We start from the raw sequence: 17842 nt of genomic DNA, 5'->3' as shown, positions 1-17842 counted from the left end.
TTGTCCGATAGTTTGCCGCAGGCCGCCCTGTCGACCGCCCCCGCTACGGTACCCGTCCCCAAGAGCGCTTCGCTTCGTCTTGCAAATACGGCCGCATTCCTGCTAGAAATCCTCGTGGCCAAACCTCCGCAAACCAAACCTGACTCATTCCGCGATCCTGTTGAGGGCGACGCACTCGCAGCGCTGCTCGACGAAATCGCGGAAGAGGAAACACCTGAACGGCTGTTGAAGCTCGCCCTTGAGCTGCAGCAGCAACTGCTGTTGTCAAAGCAGCTGAAAAATCCCAACTGAACGGCCTGCAGCTAGGCATCTTGATGTGCCTCGAGTTCCACGATGGCGTCATCGCCTCGTTCGCCAGACCGATGCTGCTGCGGTAATCTTTCTGCGCTCGATGTGGGCGAAACCCCAGTCTCAATAGCTCAGCGGTTCCTGCGCCCAGAAGGCCCTGATCCCATCATGACGCCGATGAGACGATCAGGAAGATCAGGGCCAACTTGGGTCGCAGCCCAAGGTCGATCACTGCTGCCCTGGCATCTCGGTATTTTCTTGCGGGTTCTTTTTAACGCCGGGCGCGGGTGATGTCTCGGCGGGGGCATTGCCGCCTTGGTTCTGTTCCGGGGTGCGCTTTACTGGCGATGTCTGCCACGATCCGCCTGAAAGGGGTATGAACACAAAGAAGGCTAGCAGGGCGACGAAGATCACAGCCGCAATGACGACGCCCCACCCGAGTACATTTCGGGTGCCACGCTGTTCTTCCTTCCGGGACACATGCTCCGTCATCACTGGACTCCTTTGTGTCGTTCGATGAGGTACAAATTTATCGTGCAGATCGACCGCACGGTCTGCCCTTCCCCGACGCGTGCCGCCGGCACAGCCGAAGAAGCTGAAGCTAATCTTCTCCACCTTTTCGGCTGCCTGGTTTGGCGGCCCGCTTTGGCGCATTCGGCACTGCCGGTTTCCGCTCGGGTGCAGGCGGATTGATCTCCTCGCGCGCCAAACGGGCTTTGCGCAATCGCGCCGTTTTCTCTTCCCGCGCTTTACGCTCGGCTTCCAGTACGCCTTGTGCGTAGAGAGTGGCTCGTGCGTCTCTGTCGTTTGCGGATCCACTGGCCGCCATAGTCAGCCCTCCGCCTTGTAATTTCTTGCTTCCTTCTTGGCGCCGTCTTTGCCGTGCTCGGCTGCAAGCTCTTTGGCCTGCCCGGGTGACACGTCGGTGGCTTCGGCCAACTTGATTGCCTCTTGTTCAGAGAGATCACTGTCCTTTCGCGTGGGGTTCCTTGTCATCGCAGATCTCCTATCAGAGCCCAAACGACCGGACCGGCGGTGTGTTCCCTGGAGCCTTCGATAGTCCACCGATTGAGGCGGGCTATCGCGCTTCCGTCAATGAGCGAAAAGTTTCTGATGCGGGCTGACAAGGTACATGATCAGCTTCAAGGCCTTTCGAACTGCTCCGGCCAGCCGGGTTATGGCCGGGCTATGACCGTGTGGGAACGCGTGACACACGGACGGATTCAGGCATCGATGCCAGGCGCTAGTTCTCGCCCGCGAGCGTGGCGAGAAATGACCGCCGCCATTCTGCTGCGTCATTGCGCGTGATGCGCTTGAGCAGTGCACTATGCCTTGCAATTCTTTCGTCAAGCGGCATCGCGAGCGCTTTTGCGATCGCATCGGCAACCTCGTCGACCGCATACGGGTTCACGATCAAGGATTCGGCAAGTTCTTCGGCCGCACCTGCAAAGCGCGACAATACCAGCACTCCGGGATCGGCTTCGTCCTGCGCGGCTATGTATTCCTTGGCGACGAGGTTCATTCCGTCACGCAGGGGCGTGACCAATCCGACCTGGCTAGCGCGCAACAGGCCAGCAAGCCGAGAGCGTGATACGGCACGGTGGATGTAGCGGATCGGGGTCCAAGCCAAATCCGCGTATCTTCCGTTGACCGCGCCGGCGGTTGCTTCAAGCTGGGCCCGGATGTCGGCATAGGCGCTGACCTCCTCGCGCGTCGGCGACGCAATCTGCAAATAGGTTGCCGCCCGCTCGTGTTCCGGATGCCTTTCCAAAAGACGCGCGAAAGCCTCCATGCGGCCGGGAAGACCCTTGGAGTAGTCCAGCCGATCGACGCCGATGATTTGCTTGAGGCCCAGAATCTGGCGGCGCATGGAATCGATCTGCACATCCTCCGCCGCCTCATTGGCCATGCGTGCGATTGAATCGACGTCGATGCCTATCGGAAAACACCTCGATAACACCGTGCGGCCGTTCATCTCAGCCGAACCATTGATATCAAAAGTAGTGGAGTTGGCCGCCTGCACTGAGCGCCGGAAATTCCCCACGTCCGTTTCGGTCTGGAACCCCACGACGTCATATTGAAGCAGGTCATCGATGAGTTCTTTATGATCGGGCGTGGCTACAAACAGGTCAGGCGGCGGGAACGGTATGTGAAGAAAAAACCCGATCCGATTCCGGACTCCCAGCCGCCGCAACTGGGCGGCCAAGGGGATAAGGTGGTAGTCGTGAACCCACACCAGGTCGTCGTCGCCCGACAGCAGTCCTGCGAGCGCCTTCGCGAACCGCGCATTGATCTGCCGGTAAGCCTGTAGAAACTCTGCCCGGTGGTTCACGAGGTCCAGTCGGTAATGAAAAAGCGGCCACAGCGTGCTGTTGGCATAGCCATTGTAATAGAGCGAATACTCCTCATACGGCAGGGTAAGCGCAGCTGTCTCGATCTTTCCCACGCGTTCCAAGCGGATCAGCGGTTCGTCGCTCGCGGCGTAGTCCTGATACTCGGCGCTTGCTCCTAGCCATAGGCCTCCACGCTCGGCCAACGCATCCCCGATGCCTACAGCAAGTCCGCCGGCTTGCAGATCGCGAATGTTCCCCAGCCTGTTCGAGACGACAACCAGACGACGCGGGATGGCGCGATCGCCAGTTAGCTCCCCACCTACGGCGTCGCGCTCAAGAGGGTCACCAACCGTTTGCGAAGCCTCGTTGAGAATTTCGTCCGGTCGCTGCAACAAGAGCAAATCCTGAGCGTGAAGATTCGCTTGGGGAACGGTCCGCGCGTGCGATTGTTCCCGACGTAAGTGTCCAGCCGGATTCGCTGGTTCTCGGCCCGCTCGGGCGCCTTTTTCAGCGGCTCTCGCAGGATCGTCGTCGGACGCACCGGTGATGAGGCCTTGATCCAGCATGCCGAGCAGCCGTGGCTTTGGCGACGGCCGGACTTACCGCTTTGGTATTCATGCTGCCGGATCTCCTGCCCTGTCATATCAACTCCCCACCTTGGCAAAAGCGTCAACTGACCAAACCGTCAGTCCACCTCGATTACCTTGCGCGTCGGCTTTCGTTGACGGGGCGGCGGCTTTACCGCTGCGGGCGCGGGCGGGGTCTGCGCTATCGATGCCTCCAATAACTGTCGCTGTTCTCTAAGCCGCGCCGTCTTGGCTTCCCTGGCATGCCGCTCCGCTTGCAACAGCAACTTGGCTTCTCGATCCGCCCTCTCGATCTTTTCCCTGTCGATGCGTCGTGTTTTCAAGGTCGCCTCCTTTGGTCAGACGGCGAACAAAGTGCGGACCTGAAAAAATGTTCCCAACAAATTAAGGCCTGACCTGCCTCAAATGATATTGACGAGCAGCCCGCCGGTTGCGCGTCTGCGGCTCTCTGACGTCCAAAGGAACTGCTTGCCGTCCGCCGCGTTACGCCACCACGCTGGCCGGAAGATTACCATGGACGACAAACCCCGAACGACGATCAGAAAACCGGCCCGGATTGATCGAGGGCGTTGCTTTTGCGGAGCCATCACAGCTGAATTCAGTGGCGATCCCTTTTGGATTTGTTTCGACCACGACGATGACTGCCGACGAGCGATCGGCAGCCCACTGACGATCTGGATTGGCTATCGTCCAGATCAGGTCGATTGGCTCGGCCCAAAACCAAAAACATTCTCGAAAACCAGGGGCGTCGTGCGCTCCTTCTGTTCGGAATGTGGCACCTCGATTGGGTACACCGATGAAGGCTTGCCAAACGAGTTCTACATCTCGATCGGATTCATGGACGCGCCCGAGAAGTTCCATCCCCAAGCTCAAGCCTATTGGGAAATGCGGCTGCCGTTTATCAGGATGGATGACGGTTTGCCTCGCGTCGAGGGCTACACCCGGGCGCGCGACCCCGCCCTGGGCAATCCCAGAGACCGGTGAGGCAGGAGGTTGGACTTTGGGCCTCGTACCTGCAAGCCAGCGCGAACCGACGTCGTCATGCGGCAAGCTTTGCTGAACCAATCCGTTTGATGGCACTGCTGATCGACCGTTCGCCATCGTCGTAGTCGGCCCAGGCGACGGTCTTTTTCAGGTGGCCCGGAACCGTGCGAACGGTGTATTTTTTCGGATCGAGATCCGCCTTCACCTGACTCCAGGTCAGCGGCATGGATACAGTCGCGCCTTCCCTGGCGCGAGGGGAGAGAGGGGCGACGGCTGTCGCCATGCGATCATTCCTGAGATAGTCGAGAAAAATCCGGGATGTCCGCAGCTTCTTGGCCATGTTGACGAGGTAGAGATCCGGGCTGTCTGCCGCCATCTGGATGCAGACGGCCTTTGCGAAGGCCTTGGCCTCGGCCCATGTCGTCTTGCTGCGTTGGGCCGCCAATGGCGTCACGACATGCAAGCCTTTGCCGCCCGTGGTTTTGCAGAAGCTCACCAAGCCCAGATCTTCGAGACGATCGCGCATTTCCTTGGCAGCCGCGACCACCTTCGCAAAAGGGACTTCCGGACCAGGGTCAAGGTCGAAGACAAGTCGGCCAGGTATTTCGGGATGACCCGGCTGGCAATTCCAGGGGTGAAGCTCAAGGCCGCCTATCTGGGCGATCGCGGCCAGACCCTCGACGCGGTCGATTTGCAGATACGGTTTGTGATCGCCGAAGACTTTCACCAGTTCCAGCAGATTGGATGTGCCTGGCATTGCGTGGCGCTGGAAAAACTGCTCGCCAGCGTAGCCATCCGGCGCGCGCACGAGTGAACAGGGACGACCTTTGATATGTCTGATCATCCAGGGGCCAACGGTCTCGAAATATTCTGCAAGATCGAGCTTGTCGACGGGCTGACCGTCGCCGGCATTCGGCCAAAGCGGCTTGTCCGGCTTGGAAATGATGACGCCCATGACAACCGGGCTTTTTCCTGTCTTGCCAGTCACCTTGGCAGGGTCGGCAATCGGCGTCTCTTGAGGATCGGCTGGACGCTCGGCCTCGACGTCTTTTGCGGGCTTGTCTTCACGCAGGCCTTTGAAGGCGGCCTGCCGGATATTGCCACCCCCGGTCCAGCCGGCGAACTCGATTTCCGCGACCAATTCCGGCTTCGTCCAGAAGACGGTTGAATTCCTTTTCGGTGCGCCGTCGCCGGTAAACGGCGACGTCGCGGCTTTCATCTCCTGCAGCCTGGGCATCAGCTGCTTGACCTTTGCCTCGCTGAATCCGGTCCCCACACGGCCGATATAGGCGAAATGTTCACCGCGATTGACGCCGACGAGCAATGACCGGAATTTGCCGTTGGTCGTCGACCAGCCGCCGATGACCACCTCATGCCCGGCGCGGCATTTCGATTTGGCCCAGGTGTCGGTCCTCCCCGAAACATAGGTTGCATCGGCCCTCTTGGAGACAATCCCCTCAAGCGAAAGGCGACAGGCAGAACGCAGCACCGCGTCGCCGCCATTGCTGAAGTGCTCGACATAGCGGATGAGATTTTGCGCGCCGCGATCGACTTCGCCGAGCATCTCGCTCAGACGTTCCTTCCGTTGTGAGAGAGGCATCTTTCGCAGATCGACGCCATTTGCGAAGAGCAGGTCAAAAGCAAAGTAGATCAGGTCTTTCGTCCGGCGCTCCGACAGCGCCGCCTGCAGTGCGGCAAAATCGGGCGCGCCGTTCTCGTCAAGCGCTACGATTTCGCCGTCGATGATGACGTTGGGGAGGCTGGCGGCCTCCTTTGCGATGGCGCCAAATTTCTCCGTCCAGTCAAGACCCTTGCGGGTCTTAAGGGCGATGTCCTTGTCTTCCACGCGCAACTGGACGCGATAACCGTCAAACTTGATTTCGTGAACCCAGTTCGTCCCGGCCGGCGGCCGGGAAAGCGTTGCGCAAAGCTGTGGTGGGATGAAGTCGGGCATCTTCGCCGCTGAGGCACCAGCGGCTCGCTTCGGCCGCGGAGCAGGCTTTGCCGACTTGGCGGCGCGCTTGTCGGCATGGCCGCGCTTGCTGTCCCAAACGGCATCCGCATCGGCCGACGATGAACCTTTCATCATGAACGGCTTCGGACCTGCCCCCTTTCCCGCTGCAATCCTTTCCATGCTCCGACCGGAGGCGACGGATCGGTCCTGAGCCAGCACCGCATCGCCATTGCCCTCTGTCGCGTATTTGTCGCGGTGTTTGATCAGCAGCCAGTTGGTCCGCTTCCCGCCATTGCGGTCATGCTTCATGCGCACGAGGACGAAGCTTCCATGCAGGCGCTTGCCCTGCAGCGTGAATTTCAGGTCGCCTTTTTCCAACGCCTTTTCGGGAGACATGGCGCCTTCCGGTTCCCAATATCCGCGATCCCACAACTGCACCGTGCCGCCACCATATTGTCCTTTGGGAATTGTGCCTTCGAAGTCGCCGTACTCCAGCGGGTGGTCCTCAACCTCCACGGCAAGTCGTTTGTCGTGAGGATCCAGTGATGGACCTTTGGTCACAGCCCATGATTTGAAGACCCCGCCAAGCTCGAGGCGAAGATCATAGTGCAGCCGCGTGGCCGCGTGTTTTTGGATGACGAACCGGAGTCGGTTCGAACCCGCAATCGAGCTTTCGCCGCTGGGCTCTTTCGTCTTCGCGAAATCCCTTTTGGCCCGGTAGGTTGAAAGCTCGCCCGTTTTCATGGAAGTGCCCCGACTAATGACGCAACGCCGGGACTCAACGCAGTGGGTGAGATTTGGTTCGGTTCATAGCCGAGACGACGCCGACGCTGCTTTTCCGCTCAGAGTGGCATCGGCGTCAAATGAGGCCTTCACGGAGACTACAGGTGTCGTCACCGCTGACGTTAAGGTTCCTTGGTTTGCCCAACCATTTTTGCAAGCTCTGAAAATGGTGGGATGTCCAGTTCGCCTTGCGCGTTGTTTGCGATCTGCAGAAGCCGGATCGGGAAGCAGATCGCGTCACGGTTGGCCGGTGACATGTCTTCGTAGGTCCGCTCGTCACCTGTCATGGACGCCTCTGCCTTTCGCAGGGCGGTATCGATCTCGTCAATTGACAGCAGACCTTTGTGAACGAGCAGGTTGTTGATTGACGCGACCGCCATCATCAACCCTTCAAGCTGAAGATTGGCAACGTTCATGGCTTGACCGTGTTTCCGCCGCCCGGCCTCGCCGGGGCGTTCTGGCCATCGGATTGGTGCGTCTTGTCATCCACCTCATTGACTGGCCGCGTCAGACCGACCCCACTCTTGGGTTTCTTGTTGCCGGCCGCATCCTGAGAGAACGCATCCGAAGGATCAGGACCTGTTCTAGCCGGGTACTTCGTTGCGCCGGTCTCGCGACGGTTTTCATTATCAGGCATTTTTGATCACTCCAATCGGATGACCGATAACCATTACGAGCCCGGCGAGTTCCGGCGCCGCATGGAACATTTCTGGCCGTTCGTGCAGAGACAAGCGGGCGTGTCTCGGCAATCGCGCCTCGCGCACTGGCGGCAGGTCTCGCTTTCGTTGCCGACAGCACTAGGTTGCTCGTGAGGCAAAAGGAATTCCCCATGCGGGTGGCACGCGAAGCCTGGGTTCTTGGCAAGGAGAGCATCCTCGGATTCATCAACGACAATGCCCTCAGCCACGGTGCGGCGATGGCGTTCTATGCCGTTACGTCCCTGGCCCCGATCTTGTTGATCGTTGTTGCGATTGCTGGACTTGTCTTTGGGCATGAAGCAGCTCAACTCGCTCTGTCGGCCGAAATCGCAGGCGTGATGGGATCGCAAACCGGCGACCTTCTGCGCAGCACCATCGAAAGCGCTTCTCACAGAACCGCCGGCACTGTTGCCACCTTGGTGGGCATCGTCACCCTCTTCGTGACAGCCTCCGGGGTGTTTGGCGAAATGCAGCTTTCGCTCAACACAATCTGGAAGATTGACCCACCACCCATGTCTGTGTCGCGATTGGTGCGGGCGCGGGCGGCCAGCCTGGGTCTGGTTGCAGCGTTGGGATTTCTACTGCTTGTGTCGTTGGCGGCGAGTGCCGCCATTTCCGCGCTTGGCGCTGTCATCAACGCCCATCTGCCGTTCGGCACGATCATTCTCGCGTCGATAAACGGCATTGTATCATTCGTGCTGATTTCCGCTCTGTTTGCCGCGATCTTCAAGATCCTGCCGGACCGGTCGCTCGCTTGGCGCGATGTCGCAATTGGCGCGGCAGTGACCGCTTTGCTCTTCACCATCGGCAAGTCGCTGATTGGCTGGTATATCGGAACCAGCGCGATCGCATCCTCCTATGGCGCGGCGGGTGCACTGCTGGTCGTGCTGCTTTGGGTTTACTATTCGTCTGAGATATTCCTGCTCGGCGCCGAGTTCACGCGGGCCTATTCCGTCCGTCTCGGCAGTCGGTCCGACCTTCAACCGATAGTGGAGGCAGAGAGCCCGTCGCGACAGACATCGAACCCTGGGCCAACCATCCAGCGCGAGGTGCAGGCCTGGATTGTGATCACGGGTTTGCTGACCTTCGTGGCGACACGGGTCTGGCCATCGCGGCGATCTTAGCTGCTTCCCACCAATTCTGTTTCTTTGGAACGCAACCCGGACACCGGAATTGCATAGGAACAGGAGGTTGCCCATGCCAAAATTCCGCTTTGAGACGACAGTATCCGGCCAGACTACCGCTCTCGAGGAAGAGCTAGCGAGTGCGGAGATGGCCAGTCCGAGAGCAATAGAGATGGCGCGCGTAGCGGTGGCGGCGGATCCTGGGTCAGGAACCAAGCAATCGGGATCGACTATCAAGGTCTACGATGAAGCCGGATACCTGGTCGCCACAGTCAATTTTTCCGACGTGTTGCCGAGTGATCCGGACGCCGGACAGCATGGGATTGGCGACGCGGTTGTCGAAGAACCGGGTGTGATGCGGTCTGGCTGACCCGTGGTAGATCAGGGTTTCACGTTTCGCTCACGCGATCCCCGGCACGGCAATTCGCTGAGAACGCGAGGTCCTCGCCCATCGTCAGATGCTAGAGCTGAGATTCGATCGGGAGGTGACGGACGAAGACCGCCAGGATACGGCGAAAAAATCCGGCTTCTGGTTCATGCGTATAGTCCTGAATCTTGCCTTCGCCGCATCCATGCCAATGCAGAACATTGTGCTTCAGTTCGAGCCGATAGCTTGTTTCCGGAGAGATCTCTGATTGGAATCGATGCCGCAGCTCGGCGACCAATTTCGGATCCTCAAACAGCACGCCCATTTCCGAATTCAAGGACACTGACCGTGGATCGAAATTGAAGGAACCGACGAAACCGATCTTGTCGTCGACGGTGAAAGCTTTCGTATGCAGACTGGCGCCCTTCGAGCCAAACACCGAGATTGCCGAGCGCCGGTTGAACGGCTGAAGCTCGAAAATTTTGACGCCATTCCTCAGCAGCCGCTTGCGATAGTTTGCGTAAGCGCCATGGACTGCGGCGACGTCTGTGGCGGCCAGGGAGTTGGTCAGAACCGAAACGTCAACACCGGCGCCGACAAGGTCCAGCAAGATCGCTGTGCCCCTTTTGCCGGGAATGAAATAGGGCGACACAATCTCCAGACACCCGCGCGTCGACTGGATGATGGGACGCAGCTCTTTCATAAGCCAGTTGCGACGTCTCCAACCACGAACCTTCTCCGGCGGATCGGAAATGACCCGCACGCCATCCACCCAATGAACGTCGTTGCTGGCCGCAATAAACTCTGTGATCGAGCCCCGGTTGCCGATGCCGTTCAAGAATTTGGGATCGGGGCCGGTATCGCTTCCTTCAAGCCATTTGGCATGCTCATGCTCAGCCACTGATCCCAAGGTTTTGATTGGCTTGGCTTCATTGCAAGCCCAGAAGGCATCGAATATCGCCGCGGTTTGCCGTACCGCAGGCCCCAGGAGCAGCAGATCGAGGTCCCGGAAATTGGTTTCTGCCGCATCGAAATAGGCATCGCCAACATTCCGACCGCCGACAATGGCAAATTTGTCGTCAACGATCCAAGCCTTGTTGTGCATCCGTCGCGTCAATGCAAAGAGCCGCAACAGCACTTCCACACCACGCATGATCCGACCGCGCCTGATACCGCTCGGATTGAACAACTTCAATTCGATGTTTGGATGGTTGTTCAGCGCCAGATATGCCGCATCATTTTTACGCGGATTGACGTCGTCAAGGAGCATGCGCACCCGAACACCGCGCTCAGCAGCTCGAAAAACCTCGCGAAGCAGCAAGCGGCCGGTGTGATCATCATGCCAAAGGTAATACATCAGGTCGAGACTGCGCTCAGCGCTCCTTGCCGCCAGCACGCGCACGGCGAAAGCGTCATAATTGTCCGAGACAAGCAGCAAGCCGCTCTTGCCGGCCTTGATGTTGTCGTCTGCGGTTCGCGAAAGCGATACGTCCATGAAAATTGCCACCTTTGGACGGCGCTCGCGCCATCCCGCTTAAATCATAGCTAGAACCATTCTGAGGTATTCTGGTTGCATACGCAGCGTCCAATCACCCAATTCCTGGATGCAAGCGGGGCCCAGCAATCAAGCGGCTGCAGAGCGGTAAGGAGGCTTGAGAGGCGTTGCCCCGACTGCTCTGCTGCCGCCGCGGAACTTGCTTCTCCTGTAGTGCCAGGCCCTCAGACCGCACGACCGTTGGCGGGAGCCCGATGGCGTGCGCCCCGCCGCGGCTCTTCGACGAGAATGACGTGGTCGTTGTTCTCAGTGAAGCGCAGGACCCTTTAAATTTAGATATCTCCATTATCCCGGAACCGGGTTCGGGTTTCCGAGTTAAGAAAATGCTCGCGACGGGCAATTTTCAACAGAGGAGACGGCACAATGCCCACTGCCAAGAAAGCCAATGGCAACAACAAGGACCTGGAGGACCTTTTCCTCGATGGCCTCAAAGACATCTACTATGCCGAGAAGAAAATTCTGAAAGCCTTGCCGAAGATGGCCAAAGGCGCATCCGAAGAGCAAGTTTCGGCAGCATTCGAGAAGCACCTCGCTGAAACCGAGGGGCAGGTCGAACGTCTGGAGGAGGTCTTCGAGATTCTCGGCGCGGCCGCGCGCGGCAAAACCTGCCCGGCGATCGACGGCATCCTGGAGGAAGGATCTGAAATCCTTCAGGAGTACAAGGGTTCGACTTCGCTCGATGCAGGGCTCGTCGGTGCCGCGCAAGCCGTAGAGCACTATGAGATTGCCAGGTATGGAACCCTGATTGCCTGGGCTACGACGCTCGGCAAGGATGACGTGGTTGCGCTCCTCAATGCGACACTTGAGGAGGAGAAGGCCACCGACGAGGCGCTGACTGCCCTCGGTGAAGCCGGCGTCAACGAACGAGCGGCAGAACGGAAAGCGGCTTGATTGATCGCCTACCCAACCGCCTCGGCGACCTATGTGCCGAGGCGGTCCCGGGAGATGAAGGACATGATCACGCATATCTACAAAGGACTGGAATGTTTCCTGCTTGAGTGTTCGGCCGCGCTGGTCAGGCGCCGCGCCCTTGGTGGTTCGCGCAGCGATCCTCGGCAGTTGCGAGAACAGCGCAGAGATGAGTTCAGGGCCCGCAAAGTCGCCGAATGAGCGCCAAGATGGAGAGTCGGATGGGCTTCTTTGGAAAATATTTCTCAGGACTGTTGAGCAAGAAATCGACTGACGGCAAGGGGAGCGGCGATATGCGTAAAGCTACCGGCGCGGGTCCGGCGATTGCCGCGCATTCCAAAGATGCAAAGACATCCGCTGCTTCCGGTCAAAGCACCAATGCTTCGAGCAAAAATGCAGATGGACGATGACAAAAGGCAAGATTTGGCTACCGACTCTATGTCGCATCGAAGCGGCGCAAAGACGTTAAATCGTCGAGATGACCCGCATCGCAACCTTCAACGTCAATGGCGTCAACAGCCGACTGCCAGTGCTTCTCAAGTGGCTTGGCGAAACCGGCTATGACATCGTCTGCCTTCAAGAACTGAAGACCTCTGACGAAAAATTTCCCGTCGATGCGATTAGAAACGCCGGCTATGGCGCAATCTGGCACGGACAGAAGTCCTACAATGGCGTGGCAATCCTCGCTCGCGGGATTGAGCCGCTGGAACGTCGTCGAGGTCTGCCGGGCGATCCCGACGATTCGCACAGCCGCTACATCGAGGCAGATGTGAATGGGCTTGTTGTCGGCTGCCTGTATTTGCCCAATGGCAATCCAGCGCCGGGGCCGAAGTTCGACTACAAACTTCGCTGGTTCCGACGTTTGATCACCTATGGCCAGGTGCTGCTCGGCGATAGCTCACCGACCATCCTGTGCGGCGACTATAACGTCGTTCCAGGCCCGATCGACGCGGCGGTGCCGGGGCGCTGGGTTGGCGATGCCGTTTACTTCCCCGAGAGCCGGAGCGCGTACGCCGAAATGCTTGCTCAGGGCTGGTTCGATGCGGTTCGTCGCATTCATCCAGAAAAAGGAATTTACACCTATTGGAACTTCTCCTACCGCGGCGGGTACGATCGGAGTTCCGGGCTCCGGATGGACCATCTCTTGCTGAGTTCATCCCTATTGGATCGCCTGAAGAATGCCGGAGTAGATGCCGAAACGCGTGCATGGGACAAGCCGAGCGATCATGCGCCAGCCTGGATAGAACTTGATTGAGCTTCCTCGGCAAGGAGCCTGAAGACCTGGTGGCGCTCCTTCGTGATTAGATTTGGCCGCATGTAGGCGTTGCGGCGTGGTGGTGGAACCATGGCCCAGTTCAGCCACGTCGACTTCGGAGGAATGTCACAATGGTCCTCCGGCATGACGATGGTCGGCGACATGTTCAATGACAGCCTCAAGGCGAAGCTCAACGCTATCGCGGCGGAGCTCTCGTCCCACCTGCTCGATCATCCCGCCATGGCCCACGCCGGCTCATGGTGGCCTGAGGAGTTTGGGAGCCCGTCTGCCGCTGGTTCTCAAAACAATATGCGCTACGCAGCGTTTCCTGAGCGAAGCCGCCTGGTCATCGACGATCATGGAAAGATGGAGATTTATGACACAGGCGACCATCGCATATCCGGTGTTTCGCAGAGCCAGAGCACGGACTCCACCCTGACCTTTGTCAGCCAGCACGGCGTGGTCCGCGTATCTGATCTCAAGCGCGTATCTGCGACGTAGGGCAGGCCGCTTCCATGCAGACAGTCACGCTCATCGGCTATCTCGCGACCGTCTGCTCGATGAGCAGTTTCACCCCGCAAGCCTGGAAAATCATCAGGACACGAGAGACAAGCGGCATCTCCGCACCGACGTATGCCATCACTGTGTTGGGGTTCGCCTTGTGGCTGGCCTTCGGCATCATGAAGGCAGAGTGGCCGATCATAATCACGAATGGCGTTTGTCTCCTGCTGTCAGCGTTCATTCTCACAATGACAGTCCTGCCGCAGGCTGAGAAAGATGCAGTTGCCAAGGCTTTCGACCCCGACGACTAAATTAACGCTTCCAACTTTTCAGCAGCGGACCTTGGCTGCCATATGCAGGATCCTTGCGCGGACGCCCCACGCTGGGGATGGTTGCGAGCGCATCGCTATGCTGATCCTTGCTCCTACATTCGTCATAATTCCCAAACGGAGGATACGCGCCGACAACCAAAAAATCATCGGATGCCGAGAGGCATTGGTGCCCGGTGCCTGCCGGGAGGACCGCGACGTCACCGGCCTTCAGCGACAGCGTTCGTCCTTTCTTGCCGCCAAACCGGACTTCAGCATTTCCGCGCGCAATTCCCAGAACCTCGTGTATTTGCGAATGATAGTGAACGTAATCATAGATGCCGTTTCGCCAGCTATCGCCCCATCCGTTTGCATCGAAAAGCACCTCCATGACGGCTGCTGGATCAAGTCCTTCGGGCAATTCGACGGCGCCGCGATAAACGACGAGCGGCCATGCTGGATGATTGGGTACAAGTCCATCATCCTTGAACCAGAACTCATTCGACTTTCGCTGCCTCACAAATCCGGCGACAGCTTGCTTGCGCGGTCTTGCGAAACCGGTGACGTTCTCGATCACTTTCTTGCTGGTTTCCAAAATGCTCATCGACGCTGCCTCTAAAGCAGAGGTTAGTTTAGCCGCTCGCTCAGAGCTCGACCTTTGCGTTGTCGCCCACATTCGGCTTGGCGCCGGTAACGGCCGCAAACACCATCGTTGCGGTAGCCATCATTAGCCCCGGGCTGTCCCACAATTCGCCTTCGTCGGGTTTGACCGTTATCAGACGAATCTCGGGATCATCGGCATTATCCCACCAGGCTGAGTCAGTTTTCTCCCAGAGCTCGGCGATCTTTTCCCTGTCATTTGTCACTGTGGCCGGGCCTGACATCGTGACGTATTTGTAGTGGCTGTTGTCACTCCAGGCCAATGTGACCTTTGGATAGGTCGACAGCTGCTTGCTCTTGGCGCTGTCGTCATTGACGAGGAAGTATATGGCGTTTTCCTCACGGACCACACGCGCAGATAGCGGACGGGCTCGATTGTACTCGCCGTCCCAGGTCACAAACATGCAGACGTCGATGTCCTCGGCGAGTTCCCAGATGCGGTCTGTTGCCTCGGCGGGCGTGAGGTCCGTCTGCTGCTCTCGGCGGTTAGCCATAAGCGTCCTCCTGCGGGTGAATATCCTCGCTTACAACTCACGTCCCGCCACGACGTTCCAACTCACTGGTCCTTCGGCTTGCTAAAGCGGTGGAACTTTCGAAATTGCCGGAAGTTTGGATGGCAAACGCGAGGCCATGATGGCGGACAAGACGCTTCGAACATCAAGACGGACACCCGAGCAAGACGCTAAGGGTCAGTCGGAAAAGGACCACAAGGGCGGCGGAAACGATGGCGTCGCCAGCGCCGATCCGCGGGTGATCTCCGGCAAAAAAGACGGCGACGCGACATTCCCTGTCAAGGGACCGAAGAAATAGCTATGAGCTCATTGGCAGGGCATCTGGCGGTGTCATCAATGCCACTGAGAAAATTGACGAACGGCTCAAGTCATTGCGCTAAAAGCGACAGAGTTAAGGCCGGCGTTCCCGACTTGCCTCCCGCCAGTGCGATCGCGGCAATCGTCGATCCGCATCGGCCATGTCGTGTCTCCTACTGCGTCGGATGACACTTTGCTACCGTCACCGACGCGGATCACCTTCAACCCTCCGGAGTTGCATGACGCGCATCGGCCTCAAGGCGCTAATGGCAGCCTGGAAATCACGCGACCTTTGAAAAGAGAGCGACGTCGCATCTGGCTAAACCATAGCGCCATCGGTGATCGGTTGTGGCAACCCGGCTCTGGTAGAACAGTGAAAGCTGACTGCCATCGATCATCACCGTCGAGTGGCCGTTCTCGCCCGGTTGACCTGGCTCCAGCACCGGGCCGATCGAAACGTAAGGCCCGCTGACCTCGTCGGCGATGGCAAAAAACACCCGTTGCCGGTTTCCCCGAAGGCCATTCGGAAGAAAGCAAGTGGCGTTGAGAAGCACCCGGCCGTCCGGCAGCTCGATCAGTTGCGCGCCCTCAATGCCCCATTCGTAGTCGGGATCATCTCTGGTGTTATGGTGGGGAACATCGTTGTGGTCGAGGATTTTGCCGATCCGCTTCCACGGACCGAACCACGAGTCGGACTGGCTACGTGCCAGATAGATGTCGGGCTGAGGCACCCTCGTGAATTTTGGCATAGCCGAATAAACCAGGTAGCGCCCACCGCCAATGACTGCTGGATGCGGATCGTAAATGCCGTCCTCTTCCGTGTCCGGGATGGCCAGAATGGCCGGACTGAGGACTACCCAATGGAACCCGTCGTTGGAAACCGCATGCTCGCAACGGCCACCCGACTTCATGAATTCCGTCTGGATGAACATGTGGAAGACGCCGCACTCGTGGGTCACACCGGGAGCCGCAACACCAGTACCGTTGATTGGAAGTTCGATCGGCTCATGCTCGGCCCACGGCCCATAAAGATCGGGCGCCGTGGCATGCAAGATTCTCCACGTCTCGGTGGTGACCGTGCCGCTTGACCCGAAGACGTGCCAGACACGGCCATCGAAGACAGGACACGGGTCCTTGAGATCATCCACGCTTTGCGGATGAAACAGTGGAAAAACGTTGGTTTCAAAGTTGATGTTCATGTCAGCCCCGGAATTCGCCTCGGCAGTCGGAGACGCGCAGAGATACAGGCGAATCATTGATGTTAGGCACATTCTATAGCCAACGAGTTCAACGCAAATACGGCAATGCCGCTGTCCACCAGCATTCCTCGTTGAACCACGCTTTCAGTGGCGGCCGGGTTCCGACAGCCGCCCTCGCCTCCGCACCCAGATCCCGCTTCGTGCGTGGACCAAGGCGGGCGACCGGGCCTTCTTCATTTCAGTTGGAACAACTCACCTGATCGAAAGTTAGGAGCTGGAACTAAGTAGTTCTCTCCATTCGCGATTAACAAATGTTAATCGTAACATAAATAGTGTCACAGAGGGAGTATGTCAATGGAAGCGGCCTTTGGCGGGGTAACCGGCAGTCAATATGTTCGTCGCGAAAATATACTGGTTTGCTTCTCCCACTTACGATGGAATTTTGTTCACCAGCGTCCGCAGCATCTCCTCACCCTTGCATCCGCTCAGCAGCGAGTGGTCTATTTTGAAGAACCCGTTTTCGAAGAATTGCCGCAGCCGCTGATGCGGACGAGCGTGGCATCGGAAAACATTCTGATTGTCACACCAGTGCTGCCGCTTGGCACGTCGGCCGCGAAAGCAGATGCCGTCCAGCGGAGATTTGTGCAGCAGACCATCGCTTCTATGCCGCATAGCCGGCTGATCGCCTGGTACTACACCCCAATGGCTCTTCGCTTTACGGAATTCCTCGACCCAGACATATGCGTCTATGACTGCATGGACGAACTCTCTGCGTTCAGGAATGCGCCCCCCGAGCTGGGCCAGATGGAAAAGGCGCTTCTTCGCCGCGCGGATCTCGTTTTCACCGGTGGTCTAAGCTTGTTCGAGACCAAGCGTCACCTCCATCCCGCCATCTTTCCATTTCCGAGCAGCATCGATGTGAGGCACTTTCACACCGCAAGACAGCCAGGAAGGGACCCAGCCGACCAGGCGGGCATTCCTTCCCCGAGGGTTGGATATTTCGGCGTCATCGACGAGCGGCTGGACGTCGATCTCGTGGCGCTAGCGGCAAAGACAATGCCGGACGTGCATTTCGTCATGCTCGGTCCGGTCGTCAAGATCGACCCTGCAAGCCTGCCGCAAGCCGAAAACCTGCATTGGCTTGGCCCGAAAGCCTACTGCGATCTGCCCGACTATTTGCGCCATTGGGACGCCGGATGGATGCCGTTTGCCCTCAACGAGGCGACGCGTTTCATCAGCCCGACCAAGACGCCGGAATTTCTCGCGGCGGGTCTGCCGGTGATCTCGACGGCAATCGTCGACGTGGTGCGCAGTTACGGTGCTGCCGGGCTGGTGGAAATCGCCGACTGTGACGATCTGGAAATCAAGCTGCGCTCCGTCCTTTCGCGACCGCGTCAGATGCTCCTGCAGCAAGTCGATGCCTATCTTGCGGACATGTCGTGGGAACGGACATGGAATGCCATGGCAGCTCACATTGAGCGCGCCTACCAACGCAAGAAGGTCTTGCCCCTTCGCAGGAGTGCATAGC

General features: G+C 58.3%; 23 protein-coding genes. 12 read left to right on the top strand and 11 right to left on the bottom strand.

What is annotated here, in order from left to right; all coding sequences use genetic code 11:
• On the top strand, nucleotides 1-291 hold the full coding sequence (locus ACYG9R_RS20635) for a hypothetical protein (protein WP_031262058.1): 291 nt from the start codon (nucleotides 1-3) through the stop codon (nucleotides 289-291).
• Nucleotides 292-516: 225 nt separating this feature from the next.
• Here the strand turns inward: ACYG9R_RS20635 and ACYG9R_RS20630 are convergent, their stop codons facing one another.
• From ACYG9R_RS20630 to ACYG9R_RS20615, 4 genes are all read right to left on the bottom strand, one after another.
• Complete coding sequence (locus tag ACYG9R_RS20630; protein WP_023681159.1) at nucleotides 517-780, bottom strand: hypothetical protein; 264 nt, start codon at nucleotides 778-780, stop codon at nucleotides 517-519.
• 339 nt (nucleotides 781-1119) lie between these two features.
• Nucleotides 1120-1284, bottom strand: a complete 165-nt coding sequence (locus tag ACYG9R_RS20625; protein ID WP_023729495.1) for a hypothetical protein — start codon at nucleotides 1282-1284, stop codon at nucleotides 1120-1122.
• A 247-nt stretch (nucleotides 1285-1531) separates the two neighbouring features.
• A complete protein-coding gene (locus ACYG9R_RS20620; protein WP_023824800.1) occupies nucleotides 1532-3016 on the bottom strand; it encodes an alpha,alpha-trehalose-phosphate synthase (UDP-forming) in 1485 nt (494 codons plus the stop codon).
• A gap of 290 nt (nucleotides 3017-3306) precedes the next feature.
• The gene (locus ACYG9R_RS20615; protein WP_023712192.1) at nucleotides 3307-3531 is read right to left on the bottom strand and encodes a hypothetical protein; all 225 of its coding nucleotides are present in this window, start codon (nucleotides 3529-3531) and stop codon (nucleotides 3307-3309) included.
• Between the two features lie 190 nt (nucleotides 3532-3721).
• On the opposite strand from ACYG9R_RS20615, the gene ACYG9R_RS20610 reads away from it, so the two are divergent.
• Nucleotides 3722-4192 (top strand): GFA family protein, encoded by a 471-nt coding sequence (locus ACYG9R_RS20610; protein WP_050590555.1) that lies wholly within the window; start codon nucleotides 3722-3724, stop codon nucleotides 4190-4192.
• A 55-nt stretch (nucleotides 4193-4247) separates the two neighbouring features.
• Here the strand turns inward: ACYG9R_RS20610 and ligD are convergent, their stop codons facing one another.
• The 3 genes from ligD to ACYG9R_RS20595 form a co-directional block, all read right to left on the bottom strand.
• A complete protein-coding gene (gene ligD, locus ACYG9R_RS20605; RefSeq protein ID WP_023824798.1) occupies nucleotides 4248-6890 on the bottom strand; it encodes a DNA ligase D in 2643 nt (880 codons plus the stop codon).
• Between the two features lie 161 nt (nucleotides 6891-7051).
• Nucleotides 7052-7345 (bottom strand): hypothetical protein, encoded by a 294-nt coding sequence (locus ACYG9R_RS20600; protein ID WP_023687836.1) that lies wholly within the window; start codon nucleotides 7343-7345, stop codon nucleotides 7052-7054.
• On the bottom strand, nucleotides 7342-7566 hold the full coding sequence (locus ACYG9R_RS20595) for a hypothetical protein (RefSeq protein ID WP_155921617.1): 225 nt from the start codon (nucleotides 7564-7566) through the stop codon (nucleotides 7342-7344). Before ACYG9R_RS20595 ends, ACYG9R_RS20600 begins: the two co-directional genes overlap by 4 nt.
• A 192-nt stretch (nucleotides 7567-7758) precedes the next feature.
• Here ACYG9R_RS20595 and ACYG9R_RS20590 point away from each other — a divergent pair, with 192 nt between their 5' ends.
• On the top strand, nucleotides 7759-8751 hold the full coding sequence (locus ACYG9R_RS20590) for a YihY/virulence factor BrkB family protein (protein WP_023748070.1): 993 nt from the start codon (nucleotides 7759-7761) through the stop codon (nucleotides 8749-8751).
• A 73-nt stretch (nucleotides 8752-8824) separates the two neighbouring features.
• Nucleotides 8825-9121 (top strand): hypothetical protein, encoded by a 297-nt coding sequence (locus tag ACYG9R_RS20585; RefSeq protein ID WP_023668045.1) that lies wholly within the window; start codon nucleotides 8825-8827, stop codon nucleotides 9119-9121.
• Nucleotides 9122-9212: 91 nt separating this feature from the next.
• On the opposite strand, the gene ACYG9R_RS20580 is transcribed toward ACYG9R_RS20585, so the two are convergent.
• Complete coding sequence (locus tag ACYG9R_RS20580; protein WP_023824797.1) at nucleotides 9213-10613, bottom strand: phospholipase D family protein; 1401 nt, start codon at nucleotides 10611-10613, stop codon at nucleotides 9213-9215.
• Between the two features lie 423 nt (nucleotides 10614-11036).
• Between ACYG9R_RS20580 and ACYG9R_RS20575 the strand changes: the two genes are divergently transcribed.
• From ACYG9R_RS20575 to ACYG9R_RS20550, 6 genes are all read left to right on the top strand, one after another.
• Nucleotides 11037-11564 (top strand): YciE/YciF ferroxidase family protein, encoded by a 528-nt coding sequence (locus tag ACYG9R_RS20575; protein ID WP_023681150.1) that lies wholly within the window; start codon nucleotides 11037-11039, stop codon nucleotides 11562-11564.
• A gap of 63 nt (nucleotides 11565-11627) precedes the next feature.
• Nucleotides 11628-11783 (top strand): hypothetical protein, encoded by a 156-nt coding sequence (locus ACYG9R_RS20570; RefSeq protein ID WP_155923313.1) that lies wholly within the window; start codon nucleotides 11628-11630, stop codon nucleotides 11781-11783.
• Nucleotides 11780-11992, top strand: coding sequence for a hypothetical protein (locus tag ACYG9R_RS20565; protein WP_245259911.1), 213 nt, complete (start codon nucleotides 11780-11782; stop codon nucleotides 11990-11992). The genes ACYG9R_RS20570 and ACYG9R_RS20565 overlap by 4 nt, the downstream gene beginning before the upstream one ends.
• Before the next feature lie 68 nt (nucleotides 11993-12060).
• Nucleotides 12061-12837, top strand: a complete 777-nt coding sequence (xth, locus tag ACYG9R_RS20560; RefSeq protein WP_023824796.1) for an exodeoxyribonuclease III — start codon at nucleotides 12061-12063, stop codon at nucleotides 12835-12837.
• Nucleotides 12838-12927: 90 nt separating this feature from the next.
• The gene (locus tag ACYG9R_RS20555; protein WP_050590551.1) at nucleotides 12928-13338 is read left to right on the top strand and encodes a hypothetical protein; all 411 of its coding nucleotides are present in this window, start codon (nucleotides 12928-12930) and stop codon (nucleotides 13336-13338) included.
• 14 nt (nucleotides 13339-13352) lie between these two features.
• Entirely contained in the window at nucleotides 13353-13649 is a 297-nt protein-coding gene (locus ACYG9R_RS20550) for a SemiSWEET family sugar transporter (RefSeq protein WP_023681146.1), read from the top strand.
• Nucleotide 13650: 1 nt separating this feature from the next.
• On the opposite strand, the gene ACYG9R_RS20545 is transcribed toward ACYG9R_RS20550, so the two are convergent.
• Together ACYG9R_RS20545 and ACYG9R_RS20540 are read right to left on the bottom strand one after the other, a co-directional pair.
• A complete protein-coding gene (locus tag ACYG9R_RS20545) occupies nucleotides 13651-14250 on the bottom strand; it encodes a cupin (RefSeq protein ID WP_023824795.1) in 600 nt (199 codons plus the stop codon).
• 40 nt (nucleotides 14251-14290) lie between these two features.
• Nucleotides 14291-14800, bottom strand: coding sequence for a pyridoxamine 5'-phosphate oxidase family protein (locus ACYG9R_RS20540; protein ID WP_023712198.1), 510 nt, complete (start codon nucleotides 14798-14800; stop codon nucleotides 14291-14293).
• 139 nt (nucleotides 14801-14939) lie between these two features.
• On the opposite strand from ACYG9R_RS20540, the gene ACYG9R_RS20535 reads away from it, so the two are divergent.
• Nucleotides 14940-15116 carry a hypothetical protein gene (locus ACYG9R_RS20535; protein ID WP_155922451.1) on the top strand — a complete coding sequence of 59 codons (177 nt, stop codon included), beginning with the start codon at nucleotides 14940-14942 and terminating at the stop codon, nucleotides 15114-15116.
• Nucleotides 15117-15396: 280 nt separating this feature from the next.
• Here the strand turns inward: ACYG9R_RS20535 and ACYG9R_RS20530 are convergent, their stop codons facing one another.
• The gene (locus tag ACYG9R_RS20530) at nucleotides 15397-16314 is read right to left on the bottom strand and encodes a glycoside hydrolase family protein (RefSeq protein ID WP_023700021.1); all 918 of its coding nucleotides are present in this window, start codon (nucleotides 16312-16314) and stop codon (nucleotides 15397-15399) included.
• Between the two features lie 354 nt (nucleotides 16315-16668).
• Here ACYG9R_RS20530 and ACYG9R_RS20525 point away from each other — a divergent pair, with 354 nt between their 5' ends.
• Entirely contained in the window at nucleotides 16669-17841 is a 1173-nt protein-coding gene (locus ACYG9R_RS20525) for a glycosyltransferase family protein (protein WP_023824794.1), read from the top strand.
• Nucleotide 17842 lies beyond the last annotated feature (1 nt).

It is taken from the genome of Mesorhizobium sp. RSR565B (assembly GCF_054719465.1).
Note: the sequence above shows the minus strand (reverse complement) of the source record. Positions and strands in the feature narration are given on the sequence as shown.

What these genes read in the sequence shown, in the direction of transcription:
- ACYG9R_RS20630 (WP_023681159.1), bottom strand. Translation starts at nt 780, where the DNA reads ATGACGGAGCATGTGTCCCGGAAGGAAGAACAGCGTGGCACCCGAAAT.
- ACYG9R_RS20625 (WP_023729495.1), bottom strand. Translation starts at nt 1,284, where the DNA reads ATGACAAGGAACCCCACGCGAAAGGACAGTGATCTCTCTGAACAAGAG.
- ACYG9R_RS20610 (WP_050590555.1), top strand. Translation starts at nt 3,722, where the DNA reads ATGGACGACAAACCCCGAACGACGATCAGAAAACCGGCCCGGATTGAT.
- ligD (WP_023824798.1), bottom strand. Translation starts at nt 6,890, where the DNA reads ATGAAAACGGGCGAGCTTTCAACCTACCGGGCCAAAAGGGATTTCGCG.
- ACYG9R_RS20600 (WP_023687836.1), bottom strand. Translation starts at nt 7,345, where the DNA reads ATGAACGTTGCCAATCTTCAGCTTGAAGGGTTGATGATGGCGGTCGCG.
- ACYG9R_RS20595 (WP_155921617.1), bottom strand. Translation starts at nt 7,566, where the DNA reads ATGCCTGATAATGAAAACCGTCGCGAGACCGGCGCAACGAAGTACCCG.
- ACYG9R_RS20590 (WP_023748070.1), top strand. Translation starts at nt 7,759, where the DNA reads ATGCGGGTGGCACGCGAAGCCTGGGTTCTTGGCAAGGAGAGCATCCTC.
- ACYG9R_RS20585 (WP_023668045.1), top strand. Translation starts at nt 8,825, where the DNA reads ATGCCAAAATTCCGCTTTGAGACGACAGTATCCGGCCAGACTACCGCT.
- ACYG9R_RS20580 (WP_023824797.1), bottom strand. Translation starts at nt 10,613, where the DNA reads ATGGACGTATCGCTTTCGCGAACCGCAGACGACAACATCAAGGCCGGC.
- ACYG9R_RS20575 (WP_023681150.1), top strand. Translation starts at nt 11,037, where the DNA reads ATGCCCACTGCCAAGAAAGCCAATGGCAACAACAAGGACCTGGAGGAC.
- ACYG9R_RS20570 (WP_155923313.1), top strand. Translation starts at nt 11,628, where the DNA reads ATGATCACGCATATCTACAAAGGACTGGAATGTTTCCTGCTTGAGTGT.
- ACYG9R_RS20565 (WP_245259911.1), top strand. Translation starts at nt 11,780, where the DNA reads ATGAGCGCCAAGATGGAGAGTCGGATGGGCTTCTTTGGAAAATATTTC.
- xth (WP_023824796.1), top strand. Translation starts at nt 12,061, where the DNA reads ATGACCCGCATCGCAACCTTCAACGTCAATGGCGTCAACAGCCGACTG.
- ACYG9R_RS20555 (WP_050590551.1), top strand. Translation starts at nt 12,928, where the DNA reads ATGGCCCAGTTCAGCCACGTCGACTTCGGAGGAATGTCACAATGGTCC.
- ACYG9R_RS20550 (WP_023681146.1), top strand. Translation starts at nt 13,353, where the DNA reads ATGCAGACAGTCACGCTCATCGGCTATCTCGCGACCGTCTGCTCGATG.
- ACYG9R_RS20545 (WP_023824795.1), bottom strand. Translation starts at nt 14,250, where the DNA reads ATGAGCATTTTGGAAACCAGCAAGAAAGTGATCGAGAACGTCACCGGT.
- ACYG9R_RS20540 (WP_023712198.1), bottom strand. Translation starts at nt 14,800, where the DNA reads ATGGCTAACCGCCGAGAGCAGCAGACGGACCTCACGCCCGCCGAGGCA.
- ACYG9R_RS20535 (WP_155922451.1), top strand. Translation starts at nt 14,940, where the DNA reads ATGGCGGACAAGACGCTTCGAACATCAAGACGGACACCCGAGCAAGAC.
- ACYG9R_RS20530 (WP_023700021.1), bottom strand. Translation starts at nt 16,314, where the DNA reads ATGAACATCAACTTTGAAACCAACGTTTTTCCACTGTTTCATCCGCAA.
- ACYG9R_RS20525 (WP_023824794.1), top strand. Translation starts at nt 16,669, where the DNA reads ATGGAAGCGGCCTTTGGCGGGGTAACCGGCAGTCAATATGTTCGTCGC.